This window comes from Melghiribacillus thermohalophilus (assembly GCF_004342905.1).
Lineage (GTDB): Bacteria > Bacillota > Bacilli > Bacillales > Alkalibacillaceae > Melghiribacillus > Melghiribacillus thermohalophilus.
In genome coordinates this window covers 438,682-451,657 of the sequence record NZ_SMAN01000001.1, presented here as the reverse complement: position 1 = coordinate 451,657, position 12,976 = coordinate 438,682, and the positions used below count along the sequence as shown (strand labels likewise).

Here is a 12,976-nt window from a genome sequence, read left to right as displayed (position 1 = left end):
AGGGGGTTCATCGAATGGATTTGCTGATACAATTATCACCGATTATTTTGTTTTTTGTGATTTTTTACTTTATTCTGATTCGCCCTCAGCAAAAAAGGCAAAAACAGGTTCAGGAGATGCAAAACAATTTGCAGAAGGGTGATAAAATCATCACCATTGGAGGTCTTCACGCTGAAGTCCATGCTCTGGATGAAAATAAAGTCGTTCTTCGTGTTGAGGATGGTACCAAACTTACATACGACCGTTCTGCGGTGCGTGAAGTTGTAAGTGATTCATAATCTAGATCATGCATACATCCCCCCTCGCTCTTAACAGTAGCCAGGGGGTTTAGTCTTTATGCCTGTTGTTTTCCGAACAGGTTAACACCTAAAATGCCTCCTATTATGGCTGAAAGAAGAAACAGTCCATGATACATCCACTGGTTTGTAGTAAATAATTGATCAAAAGCCAGGAACTGATAGAGAAAGACAAATAAGCTGTATCCGATTCCTGTTAAAGCCCCGAGCATCCATCCTTTTTCTTTTCCTTTTGCCCCTGAAAAAAATCCTCCGAAAAATAGATACAGAATGGCCAGTCCGCCGGTCAGCCAGTTCAGCGTGCTCTCGTCCATTGTGGTAAATCTCATCAGAAGTGCCATAATCAGGCTTGTGGCAATCATTAGTACAAAAATCGTTACCCATCCATACAGAAGAGCTGTCACTTTATTACCCACCACTTATTTCTCCTCCTTGTTTGTCCAATTTTTACCTCATTATATTCAGGAAAAATAAAAATAGAATCAAAATATTTTGGGGCTGTTCCTGAATATAGTGGGTAGTAATAAGTGGACAAAAGGAGAAGAAATGATGGAGGCGCTACTATCCATTTTCATATTTTTGATCAGCTACCTGTTCATTATGCTGGAAAAAGTCAATCGTGCGCTGGTTGCCCTGACAGGTGGTGTGCTGATGCTCATCACGGGAATTTACGACTGGAATGATGCTTTTTATTCGTTTATTGACTGGCATACCATCACATTATTGTTTTCCATGATGCTGCTTGTTTCCATTACACAGCGGACAGGCTTTTTTGAGTATATAGCCTTCAAGATGGCGGAAAATGTAAGGGGCGAACCTGTCCGCCTGTTCATTACGATTTCCTGCTTGACTGCTGTCAGTTCTGCCCTGTTAGATAATGTCACATCTGTACTGCTGTTTGTTCCTGTTCTCCTGAATATAACCAGAATGCTCTCTCTTCCGGCTTTTCCATATTTACTCGGTGTTATATTTAGTTGCAATATTGGAGGGACAGCTACGCTAATTGGCGACCCTCCAAATATTATGATTGGCCAGGCCGTTGAACATTTTACATTTCTATCGTTTATCATCCATTTAGGACCCGTTGTCATCTTAATATTTGCAGTGAATCTTGCTCTGATGCTGTTCCTGTTCCGGTCCAGGTTTCAGTCAGCAAACCGCATGGATATCAACTGGGAAAACTTAAGCGAAGGGTATAACTTAAAAAAAACCCCGCTCTTATATAAGTCCATGACGATTTTGTGTCTGACCATCACTGGATTTCTGCTTCATCCGGTTCTGCATGTGGATTTGACCACCATTGCTGTCTCCGGGGCACTTCTTTTGCTTCTCCTTTCAGATAAGGATCTGGATACGGAAGAAATTTTTCGAGAAGTGGAATGGCTGACATTATTCTTCTTTATGGGGCTATTTATTCTTGTCGGAGGGCTGGAAACAACGGGAGTCATTGATGAGATTGCAAAGGGAATCATATGGCTGACAGAAGGAGACTTGCCGAAAACAGCTATCATGATTTTATGGGTTTCAGGAATTGCTTCCGGGCTTGTGGACAACATTCCCTTTGTAGCAGCCATGATACCTGTTATCCGAGAATTTCAAGATTTTGGGATGCTAAATTTAGATCCCCTCTGGTGGTCTCTGGCCCTCGGAGCATGCCTCGGGGGAAACGGGACACTCCTCGGTGCTTCCGCCAATGTAGTTGTGGCTGGAATTGCCGCAAGTAAAGGAGAGGGGATTTCATTCATGAAATTTTTAAAATATGGTTTTTCAGTCGTCATTTTATCCCTTTTTATTTCAACGATCTACATTATTTTTAGGTATTTGATCCCATTTTCCGGCTCCCTTACCAGAGCATATTTTTAAGAAAAGATGTACAAACTACATCATTGATATGATGTCCTTAGAGGAGATGTAAAACAATCATGGATGCGATTGTGATTTGGGGGCTGATTTACCGAACCGTTTTAGCGTATATCATTCTATTACTCATTTTTCGGCTTATGGGGAAGAGAGAAGTCGGTGAACTGGGTATATTTGATCTCGTCATCTTTATTATGCTTGCTGAAATGGCTGTTTTTTCGATTGAAAAGCCAGAAAAACATTTTCTGTATGCCATTGTACCGATGATTGTACTGTTGATGATTCAGCGTTTTACTGCATTTATATCCCTGAAAAATTTAAAGATCAGAAGGTGGATTGATGGCAAACCTTCCATTATCATTCATGATGGAAAAATCGATGAAAAAGAAATGAAAAGTCAGCGATACAACATTGATGATCTCTTGATGCAGCTGAGGGATAAAGGGGTTCAAAAAATTCAGGACGTTGACCTTGCGGTGCTCGAAGCCAATGGAAAGTTATCTGTTTTTGAAAAAAAGTCAAAACCAATTATTCCAATCGATCCGCTGATAGAAGATGGTAAGATTATTGACGACGCCCTTCATGAACTGGGAAAGGATAAGCAATGGCTAAAAGAGAAACTGAAACAGTCCGGGTATGTGAACATGGATCAAATATCCTACTGTACAGTAAATGATGACGGATCCCTTTATGTGGATTTAAAAGAAACGGAAGAGAAAAGCTGATCCATAAATCGTTCTGATACCTGTTATGTGGATCAGCTTTTTGCGTGCTTCAGATTATCTGTTGATAAATGGAAGCTGGGCCAATTCATCTCTTGTGACAAATTTTAATGCCATTAAAAGAATCACATAGACAGCTCCAAGAAGCAGCATGACCAGGCCTAAGACAATCAAACTGTCTGAAGCTTGAGGCAGCAACTTATACAGGTACTTTCCACAGGTTAATATTAGAATCGATAATGCTATCATTCTTCCTGCGTCCCTCCAGGGGATTCTGAGAGAAATTTCTTTCCATAAAACCGCGAAGTGAAGGACGGTCACCAATACGACACCAGTAACGATGGAAATCGCTACTCCGGCTATTCCGAACTGGGGTTGTGAAGCCAGAACGATTAACACGATAAATTTGACAATGGAACCGATAATGCTGTTATACATCGCCTGTCTGGCAAGGTCCAGCGATTGCAGTGCTGCCTGAAGCGGAGCCTGAAAATATAACATTAAGAAAAAGGGGGCCATAAATGTGACAAAATAGGCTGCGTCTGTATCGTTGTACATAAATTTTAAAATCGGTTCTGCAAACAAATAGAAGATTACGGTAGCAAGTGCACCGGAGGCAAATGAAAAGCGTATAGCCTGATGAATCCGGAAATGGATCAGTTTATGTTGTTTTTTCGCTTCTGCTTCACTGATGGACGGGATTAAAGCCGTTGAAAGGGAGTGGGTGATAAACGTCGGCAAAAGAAGTAACGGCATGACAAATCCCGTTAACTCACCATATAACTTCGTGCTTGCTGCCACGGAAAATCCTGCAATCGCGAGACTCTGGGACACAAGGATCGGCTCAAGGAAAAAAGTGACCGAGCCAACGAGTCTGCTGCCGGTTGTGGGCACGGCAATGGATAACAGTTCCTGAAGCGTTTGTTTTCCTTTTTTTATTGATCGGGATATGTTTTTAAGCAGTTTAAATGACTTTTTGATTTTAAAATGATGCACGATATAAATCAGGGCACAACATTCGCCGATGACAACGGAAATCATCGCACCACTGGCAGCAAATTCAACTCCATAGGGCAGCAGGGCCTTAGTTAGAACAGCGACCAGCGTGATACGGACTAATTGTTCAATGATCTGTGAAACGGCCTGTGGTTTCATGTTTTGCAATCCCTGAAAATAGCCGCGGATAACAGCTGAGACGGCAACGATTGGAACGATGGGACTGATGGCCAGGATCGGATACAAAGCTCGTTCATCGGTAAGCAAATAAGTGGCAATGATGGGAGACAGAATGATGAATCCGGCCGTAAAAATAATGCTGAGTGTGAGCGTAATCGTGAAAGAAACGATCAAAATGTTTTTGATTTTTTTTCGGTCTCCTTTTGCATCAGCCTCAGCCACCCGCTTGGATATGGCAACTGGAAGTCCAAACTGGGTCAGGGTAATCATTAAAAACAGGGTGGGAAGGGCCATCATGTAAAGGCCGACCCCTTCTTCGCCCATAATTCTGGCAACCACGATCCGGTTAATAAAACCTAAAAACCGTGTGATCATTCCTGCCGCTACTAAAATGAGGGTTCCCTGGATAAAAGTTTGTCTGGACATCGTTTTACCTGCCTTCTCAAAAGTGTGAAAATCATATACAATAAATGTATATGCACGAAGGTGAGGCAAGCATGACAAGCACTGGTTATTTCCTATAGAAGCTGTTTCAGAAAGTTTCAGACCGTATACTAACACTTCTATTGAGTCAGTGGTTTAAACGATTGGAGTTTCCGGGAGGTAAGGGGATGGAAGTATACAGGAAAGTTTCAGGTTGGAAACCGTATTTGACTCCTGCTGTAAAAAGCAAAGTTGATGAATTACATATGCTCGGATATGAAAAGGCAACCGAAGAAGAGGTGTGGGACTGTTTGATGAAAAAGGTCTGGAAAAAAGACTGTGAAAAGCGGCTTTATGAAGTCGTTCAGGACATCTTGCATCTCAATCCGGGAACGTATATGAACTATATGACTGCTCAGGTCTATCAGGAACAGGACTTACTTGCACAAATCAACGCCCTGAAAGAAATGGAAAATGATCAGACATGACAGGGTTTATGACACTCTTAAGAACAGATCGGGAAACGGTATTCAGCTGATGGATGGTCCTCATGTCCGAGCGAATCACCAGGCTAGAGTGCAGGTCGACCCAAACTGATCATCGGCATGAAAGACCGGGACGATTTTTCGGAAGGATTAATTTCGGGAGTCAACTTGAACGGCTGAGGCTGACTCCCCTTTTTCTTAATGAGTCAGATTAAAGGAGGAACTACTCATCATGGTAAAGAGAGGGAGAATGATTGCTTTTTTCTTGCTTGTACTTTTATTTGCAGGAATCATCGGCACAACAACTGAATCAGTGACTAAAGGAATCCCGCTGGGACTGGATTTGCAGGGGGGCTTTGAGATCCTCTATGAAGTGGAGCCCCTGGATGATGATCAGGAAATCAATGATGAAGCGATGGACGCTACCGTTCAAAGTTTAAGGGAACGGGTAGATATTCTGGGAATCAATGAAACAAATATTCAGATCGAAGGGGATAACCGGATCCGTGTTCAGCTTGCAGGCATTCAGGATCAGAAAGAAGCGAGGGACTTACTCTCCACAACCGCCACCCTTTCTTTTCGGGATGTCAACGACAAGCTTTATCTGGATGGTTCGGACATTGTTGAAGGAAGCGCAAAACAGGATTTTCATCCCCGGACAGGAGAACCGGTTGTGACCCTCAGGCTAAAAGATCCGGATAAATTTGCAGAAGTAACCAGCACGATTAAAAACTTTCCCGAGCCGGAAAATGTTCTTGTCATCTGGCTTGATTATGAAGAGGGAGATTCCTATAAAGAAGAAAGGCTAAAAGAAAATCCGAAGTATATTTCCGCACCGGCTGTCAATGAAACGATTCGTTCCAATGTGATGATCACCGGCCCTCCGTTTACCGTTGATTCCGCCAAACGTCTGGCTGATATATTAAATGCAGGTTCCTTGCCTGTCAAACTGACAGAGATTTACTCCATATCTGTAGGTGCGCAGTTTGGTGAGAAAGCCCTTGATCAGACTGTTTTTGCGGGAATCATTGGGATTGCGCTGATTTTCATTTATATGATCATCTATTACCGCTTGCCGGGGCTCATCGCCTCCATAACGTTAAGTGTATATGTATATGTCATTTTACTTGTATTTAACTTGATGAATGGCGTTCTTACGTTGCCAGGAATTGCAGCACTTGTGCTCGGGGTCGGTATGGCCGTCGATGCCAATATCATCACCTATGAGCGGATAAAAGAGGAACTGAAAGCCGGAAAAACCGTACTTTCTGCCTATCGGGCAGGCAATAAACGGTCGCTGGCTACAATCCTCGATGCGAACATCACCACCATACTGGCTGCAGTTGTTCTGTTTATTTTTGGCACGAGCTCGGTAAAAGGTTTTGCAACGATGTTAATTGTCAGTATCCTGGTCAGCTTTATTACTGCAGTCTATGGAACAAGGCTGCTTATGGGACTGTGGGTGAAAAGTGGTTTGTTAAATCACAAACCAGGATATTTCGGCGTGAAAAAAGAAGCGATAAAAGATATTACAAAGGGTGAAGAAGTCGAGGCGACTTTTTTTGGCAAAACCTTTAATTTCGTCAAACACAGCAAAAAATTTTTTGCGATCTCCGCTGTTTTGATTGCAGCAGGAATAGTTTCGTTATTTACGCTCCAGCTTAATCTAGGAATCGATTTTACGAGCGGATCAAGGGTACAGGTTATGGCGGACAATACCCTTGATATCGAAGAAGTGCGGGATGGCTATGAATCTCTCGGACTGAACCCGGTTGAAATTGTTTCAGCCGGTGATCAGGGGGAACTCGCTATCGCTCGGTTTGACCGGGTTTTGAACCAGGAGGAAATTGCAGAGATTGGTGAACATTTTTCGGCTCAATATGGCAATGAGCCGAGTGTGAGTACGGTGACCCCGAAGGTTGGACGGGAGCTTGCGTTCAATGCGGTTCAGGCTGTGCTCTATGCATCGATTGGGATTATTATTTACGTTGCATTCCGTTTTGAAATCTTCTTTGCTGTTACAGCGATTCTTGCCCTTTTACATGATGCATTCTTTATTCTTGCCCTGTTTAGTTTGACCCAGCTAGAGTTTGACATTACCATCATAGCTGCCATTTTAACCATTGTCGGTTATTCGGTGAATGATACAATTGTTACCTTTGACCGAATCAGGGAAAACTTGAGGTTCAAGAAAAGGGTTAAAAGCTATAAAGAACTGGCGGCTGTCGTCAACAAAAGTTTAATGGAAACACTGGCCCGAAGCATAAACACGGTATTGACCGTGATTTTTGCTGCTTTCATGCTCTTTATGTTTGGAGCAGAGGCTATTACAAACTTCTCGTTTGCACTGATTGTAGGATTGCTGGCAGGTACTTATTCCTCCCTGTTTATTGCTGCACAGCTGTGGCTGGTCTGGAGAGGAAGAATGCTTGATAAAAAGCCAATTGTTTTCGAACGAAAGAAACCAAAAGGCGGGCCACAGGTTTAATCTTGAGAAGGATGAAAAGAAGGTTGCTTCTTTTCATCCTTTTTTTTCATAGTCCAATCAATATCCAATTTTCCATGACATCCATCACCTGTGAAAGGATAAAACAAGGCTGTCAATCACATTGAATGTTCCCAGGAGGTGCCCGGCGAACTGGAAAACCACCTTCACCCGATGAAAAATCTAAATCACCTGATTCATTTGCCACCCCAATCAAGCTCTAGTATAATGAGTGCGTCAGGGGTGAAGCTATGTTAAAGAGTAAATCGAAATGGATTTTAAAAGATCACAATCCTATTCATCAAATAGATTTTGATTTGTCTGTATCCGATATTACAAAAAAACTTTTAGTCCAGAGAGGAATTAAGGATCCGGAATCGGCTAGAAAGTTTCTGTCTCCTTCCCTTGAAGATCTACACGATCCTTTTGAATTTGAGGATATGAATCAGGCGGTGAACCGGATACATCAGGCCATCAGGCAGGAAGAGAACATATTAATCTTTGGCGATTATGATGCTGATGGGGTGACGGCTACGTCCATTCTGATGGAAACCTTAACGGATCTGGGAGCCCATGCAGATTTTTACATACCGAATCGCTTTACAGAGGGTTATGGCCCAAATCAAGAGGCGTTTTATCATGCGAAAAAACAGGGTTTTTCATTAATTATTACTGTCGATACAGGGATTGCTGCTGTTACAGAGGCTAAACTTGCAAAGCAGTTAGGCATGGATCTGATCATTACCGATCACCATGAAGCCCAGGAAACGATTCCTGACGCCTTTGCCATTATTCATCCAAAACGGTCAGCCCGTTATCCCTTCCCGGAACTCTCTGGGGCAGGGGTGGCCTTCAAACTTGCTCATGCCTTATACGGGGAGCTTCCTGCCCATCTTCTGGAATATGTAGCCATCGGAACAGTAGCGGATCTAGTTCCTCTCCAGGATGAAAACCGAATTCTTGTTTATCACGGTTTAAAATCGTTAACCTATTCTAAAAAACCTGGTATTCAGGCATTGAAGCAGGTCTGCGGGATAAAAGAGAACATCAATGAAGTTCATATTGGTTTTGCTTTAGGGCCAAGGATTAACGCAGTCGGACGTCTGCAGGATGCTTCCCTGGCCGTTGAGCTGTTGCTGGAAGAAGACCCGTCTCTAGCTCTGGAAATGGCTGAAAAGGTTCAGGAATTAAACCAAAAACGGCAGCAAATGGTTACACAAATGACTCATGAAGCAAAACAAATGATTACAGACGAAAATTTTGAGGATGACTACGTACTTGTGCTTGCAAAAGAAGGGTGGAATACAGGCGTTTTAGGAATCGTGGCATCCAGACTGACCCAGGAGTATAATCGACCGACCGTTCTACTCGGCATTGATCCGGAAGCCAGGGAGGCCAAAGGTTCGGCACGAAGCATTGATGCCTTTGATTTATTTGAAAACTGCATGGAAATTAAGGATGTCTTTATTAATTTTGGAGGTCATGCCCAGGCTGCAGGGATGACTGTTGCAGTTGAAAAAATCGAATCTTTGCGGTCTTCCTTAAACCGCCTGGCAAAACAAAAACTGACAGAAGATGATTTTAAGCCTGTTTTATACCCGGAATTTATCATTGACATAGAGGATTTGAACTTTGAAGCCATTGAAGAAATCAACCGTCTTGCTCCATTTGGAGTAGGAAATCCCAGGCCGGTCTTTCAAATGAATGATATGATGCCGGGGGAAATCCGCCAGATCGGGTCCAATTCCAGTCACCTGAAAATTCATTTTCAAAAAGGAGATAAACAGCTGGATGCCGTCGGATTTGGCATGGGTGACCTATTTCCCCACCTGTCTTCCCGGGCACCGATCTCCGTTGTGGGAGAACTGGATATTAATGAATGGAACGGCCATAAAAAAATGCAGGTGGTTCTAAAAGATTTGAAAGTCGATCAGTGGCAGCTTTTCGACTATCGGGGAGTCAAGCATCTTTCCAGAATGCTTGATGGTCTTGAAAATGAAGATATTTATGCGCTTATCTTTGAATCGGTCCCCCCCGGTTTGGACTGGGTAGAGGAATGTTTTCCGGTTAAAGATGCCAGTGAGTTCATTGCTATGTCAGGTCATGTCTATGATTGGCCCGACGGGTTATTATTACTCGATCTGCCTTCCAGTCTGAACGAACTGTCACAGGTTTTCCGGCATGTGAAACCCAAAAAGATTTTTGCCTGCTTCCAGTCAACAGGTCAACATTTCTTTTCCCGTCTTCCTGACCGTAACGACTTTAAATGGCTGTATGCTTTTCTGTTAAAAAAGAAGCGTGTGCCGATTCCAGAGGGACTTCAACAAATCAGACGGATAAAAGGGTGGACAACGGACTGGATTGAATTTATGATAAAGGTGTTTTTGGAGCTTGAATTTGTTACAATGGACGATGGAGTTTTATCCATCCTTCCATCACCTGCTAAAAAGGATTTAAATGAGGCGGAGGTTTACAGGGAAAAATTAAGGCAAATTGAAGTTGAAAAAACATTATTTTATTCATCTTATAAAGATTTAAGAGAATGGTTTGACCAACAAATGAATGATGTGCGGAATGCTAAGGAGGAAATCGTTTATGGATTATAAAAAATATATTACCGTTGTACCCGATTGGCCTGAAAAAGGAATTCGTTTTAAGGATATTACCACTTTAATGGACAAAGGCGATGTGTTTAAATCCGCTATTGATGAAATTGTGGAATATGCAAAAGAAAAGGAAATTGATATTGTAGTTGGCCCTGAGGCCCGGGGATTTATTGTCGGATGCCCGGTCGCCTATGCTCTTGAGGTAGGCTTTGCTCCGGTACGAAAAGATGGAAAGCTACCCAGAGAAGTGATCAAGGTGGATTATGGGCTGGAGTATGGCAAAGATATTTTAACCATGCATAAGGATGCCATTAAGCCCGGGCAGCGGGTTTTAATTACTGACGACCTTTTAGCAACAGGAGGAACGATCGAAGCAACCATCCAACTCGTTGAGGAACTGGGTGGAGTTGTGGCTGGCTGCGCATTTTTAATCGAATTATCCTATTTAAATGGAAGAGAAAAATTAAAAGGCTATGATGTGCTGACACTAATGCAATATGATTAATGAGCAAATGGAGTACTCTTGCCTGAAAAAGAGTGCTCTTTGTTTATACTCAAACCACATTGTCCCGATTGATAATGGATAAAAAACACGTGCTATCTGGTGAAAATGATTTGTTTCATTAAAAATCGGTCTATTTCCCTTTACATTTTGGCTTATTTTGTGAATAATGAAAAAATAATAGCGAAAATAACAGAATGTCTGATATGATAAGGTGATTCCATGGCTAAAGAAAAAGTGTTGACAGCGGAAGAAGTGATAAACAAAGCAAGCCGCTATCTTTCCGGGAAAGATACGGCTTTTATTCGTAAAGCCTATGAATATGCGAAAGAGGCACATAAAAACCAGTTTCGAAAATCGGGAGAACCATATATTCATCACCCGGTTCAAGTTGCCGGCATTCTTGTTGATCTTGAAATGGATCCAGCAACAGTTGCCGGTGGCTTTCTTCATGATGTGGTTGAGGATACGGATGTAACCCTTGAGGACTTAAAAGAAACGTTTAACGTTGAAGTAGCCATGCTGGTAGATGGAGTCACAAAACTGGGGAAAATCAAATATAAATCCCGGGAAGCGCAGCAGGCTGAAAACCATCGTAAAATGTTTGTGGCAATGGCCAGGGATATTCGTGTCATTTTGATCAAACTCGCTGACCGTCTCCACAATATGCGGACCCTTAAACATTTACCGCCTGAAAAACAGCGGCGAATTGCGAATGAAACCCTGGAAATTTTTGCTCCCCTTGCCCATCGTCTGGGAATTTCAACAATTAAATGGGAACTGGAAGATACTGCTCTGCGCTTTTTAAACCCACAGCAATATTACCGGATTGTCAATCTCATGAAGCAAAAGCGGGCAGAACGAGAGTATTACATTGATGAGGTGATTCAAGAAATCGATGAGCGTCTAAAGGAAGTCAAGATTGATGCAGAGATTTCCGGTCGTCCCAAACATCTGTACAGCATATACCGAAAAATGGTCATGCAAAATAAACAATTTAATGAAATTTACGATTTACTTGCAGTTCGTGTTATTGTCAACAGCATTAAGGACTGCTATGCTGTCCTGGGAATTATTCATACATGCTGGAAACCGATGCCCGGACGGTTCAAGGACTATATCGCGATGCCGAAGCCGAACCTTTATCAGTCCCTCCATACAACGGTTATCGGACCAAAGGGCGATCCGCTGGAAGTACAGATCAGAACCCATGAGATGCATGAAATCGCTGAATACGGAATTGCGGCTCACTGGGCTTATAAAGAGGGCAAACAATTAAATAAGCACAAGCAGACTTTTGAAGATAAACTTACATGGTTCAGGGAAATCCTTGAATGGCAGAATGAAGCCCATGATGCAGAAGAGTTCATGGAATCCTTAAAAATGGATTTGTTTTCAGACATGGTTTATGTCTTTACCCCTAAAGGGGATGTCATTGAACTTCCTGCCGGTTCCGTGCCGATTGATTTTGCCTACCGGATTCACACCGAGGTGGGTAATCAGACGATTGGTGCTAAAATTAACGGCAAAATGGAACCACTAGATTACCAGCTTAAAACCGGGGATATCGTGGAAATTATGACTTCTAAGCATTCTTACGGGCCATCTAAGGACTGGCTCAAAATCACAAAGACATCCCAGGCTAAAAATAAAATTAAACAATTTTTTAAGAAACAAAGAAGGGAAGAGAATATTTCTAAGGGAAGGGAACTGGTAGAAAAAGAAATCCGCAACCTTGACCTGGAGCCCAAAGAGGTGATGACACAGGAAAATCTCAATAAAGTGGCGGAAAAGTTCCGATTTACTGGCGATGAGGATATGTATGCGGCGGTAGGCTATCAGGGAATTACCGCTCAGCAGGTTGCCAATCGTCTGGCTGAACTCGTACGTCCGAAAGGCAAAACCCAGGATTTTGAAGATGTTCTGGAAGAAGTCAAACAGGAAGTGGGGACTCGGAAAACCAAACGGACAGAGTCCGGGGTGAAAGTAAAAGGGGTGGACAATTTACTTGTACGTCTGTCCCGGTGTTGTAACCCGGTTCCGGGTGATGAAATTGTTGGATATATCACGAAAGGAAGGGGCGTTTCCGTTCACCGCAAGGATTGCCCGAATGTGGCGCGAAACGAGGTGCAGGGACGTCTGATTCCGGTTGAATGGGAAAATACAGGGAATCAGGATAAACAATATAACGTGGACATTGAAATTTCTGGTTATGACCGGCACGGACTATTAAATGAAGTCCTTCAAGCCATTAATGAAACCAAAACACATATAACAGCAGTGACAGGAAAAGCCAATCAAAATCATATGGCAACCATTCATATTACGATTTTAATTCACAATCTACATCATCTCAGAAAAATTGTGGACCGAATTAAACAAATACCCGATGTCTATACGGTACGGAGAATGATTCAATAA

General features: G+C 42.6%; 10 protein-coding genes. 8 read left to right on the top strand and 2 right to left on the bottom strand.

Annotated elements, in window-relative coordinates; translation table 11 throughout:
- Positions 1 to 14: 14 nt before the first annotated feature.
- Entirely contained in the window at positions 15 to 278 is a 264-nt protein-coding gene (yajC, locus tag EDD68_RS02305; protein WP_132370595.1) for a preprotein translocase subunit YajC, read from the top strand.
- Between the two features lie 56 nt (positions 279 to 334).
- Here yajC and EDD68_RS02300 read toward each other — a convergent pair whose 3' ends face one another.
- Positions 335 to 712, bottom strand: a complete 378-nt coding sequence (locus EDD68_RS02300; protein WP_243646723.1) for a TIGR04086 family membrane protein — start codon at positions 710 to 712, stop codon at positions 335 to 337.
- A 133-nt stretch (positions 713 to 845) separates the two neighbouring features.
- Here EDD68_RS02300 and EDD68_RS02295 point away from each other — a divergent pair, with 133 nt between their 5' ends.
- Positions 846 to 2,159 (top strand): ArsB/NhaD family transporter, encoded by a 1,314-nt coding sequence (locus tag EDD68_RS02295; RefSeq protein ID WP_132370593.1) that lies wholly within the window; start codon positions 846 to 848, stop codon positions 2,157 to 2,159.
- A gap of 59 nt (positions 2,160 to 2,218) precedes the next feature.
- Positions 2,219 to 2,881 (top strand): DUF421 domain-containing protein, encoded by a 663-nt coding sequence (locus EDD68_RS02290; RefSeq protein WP_132370592.1) that lies wholly within the window; start codon positions 2,219 to 2,221, stop codon positions 2,879 to 2,881.
- A 54-nt stretch (positions 2,882 to 2,935) separates the two neighbouring features.
- Here EDD68_RS02290 and spoVB read toward each other — a convergent pair whose 3' ends face one another.
- Complete coding sequence (gene spoVB, locus EDD68_RS02285; protein ID WP_132370591.1) at positions 2,936 to 4,480, bottom strand: stage V sporulation protein B; 1,545 nt, start codon at positions 4,478 to 4,480, stop codon at positions 2,936 to 2,938.
- A gap of 185 nt (positions 4,481 to 4,665) precedes the next feature.
- Between spoVB and EDD68_RS02280 the strand changes: the two genes are divergently transcribed.
- The 5 genes from EDD68_RS02280 to EDD68_RS02260 all read left to right on the top strand — a co-directional run bounded on the left by EDD68_RS02280 (position 4,666) and on the right by EDD68_RS02260 (position 12,976).
- Positions 4,666 to 4,965 carry a post-transcriptional regulator gene (locus tag EDD68_RS02280; protein WP_132370590.1) on the top strand — a complete coding sequence of 100 codons (300 nt, stop codon included), beginning with the start codon at positions 4,666 to 4,668 and terminating at the stop codon, positions 4,963 to 4,965.
- Positions 4,966 to 5,194: 229 nt separating this feature from the next.
- On the top strand, positions 5,195 to 7,450 hold the full coding sequence (gene secDF, locus EDD68_RS02275; protein ID WP_132370589.1) for a protein translocase subunit SecDF: 2,256 nt from the start codon (positions 5,195 to 5,197) through the stop codon (positions 7,448 to 7,450).
- Between the two features lie 248 nt (positions 7,451 to 7,698).
- Entirely contained in the window at positions 7,699 to 10,053 is a 2,355-nt protein-coding gene (gene recJ / locus EDD68_RS02270; protein ID WP_132370588.1) for a single-stranded-DNA-specific exonuclease RecJ, read from the top strand.
- Entirely contained in the window at positions 10,043 to 10,558 is a 516-nt protein-coding gene (locus EDD68_RS02265) for an adenine phosphoribosyltransferase (protein ID WP_132370587.1), read from the top strand. Before recJ ends, EDD68_RS02265 begins: the two co-directional genes overlap by 11 nt.
- Positions 10,559 to 10,777: 219 nt before the next feature.
- Positions 10,778 to 12,976, top strand: coding sequence for a RelA/SpoT family protein (locus EDD68_RS02260; protein ID WP_132370586.1), 2,199 nt, complete (start codon positions 10,778 to 10,780; stop codon positions 12,974 to 12,976).

Bases quoted from the DNA above. Each gene is read 5' to 3' on its own strand.
- yajC (WP_132370595.1), top strand. From the start codon at position 15: ATGGATTTGCTGATACAATTATCACCGATTATTTTGTTTTTTGTGATT.
- EDD68_RS02295 (WP_132370593.1), top strand. From the start codon at position 846: ATGGAGGCGCTACTATCCATTTTCATATTTTTGATCAGCTACCTGTTC.
- EDD68_RS02290 (WP_132370592.1), top strand. From the start codon at position 2,219: ATGGATGCGATTGTGATTTGGGGGCTGATTTACCGAACCGTTTTAGCG.
- spoVB (WP_132370591.1), bottom strand. From the start codon at position 4,480: ATGTCCAGACAAACTTTTATCCAGGGAACCCTCATTTTAGTAGCGGCA.
- EDD68_RS02280 (WP_132370590.1), top strand. From the start codon at position 4,666: ATGGAAGTATACAGGAAAGTTTCAGGTTGGAAACCGTATTTGACTCCT.
- secDF (WP_132370589.1), top strand. From the start codon at position 5,195: ATGGTAAAGAGAGGGAGAATGATTGCTTTTTTCTTGCTTGTACTTTTA.
- recJ (WP_132370588.1), top strand. From the start codon at position 7,699: ATGTTAAAGAGTAAATCGAAATGGATTTTAAAAGATCACAATCCTATT.
- EDD68_RS02265 (WP_132370587.1), top strand. From the start codon at position 10,043: ATGGATTATAAAAAATATATTACCGTTGTACCCGATTGGCCTGAAAAA.
- EDD68_RS02260 (WP_132370586.1), top strand. From the start codon at position 10,778: ATGGCTAAAGAAAAAGTGTTGACAGCGGAAGAAGTGATAAACAAAGCA.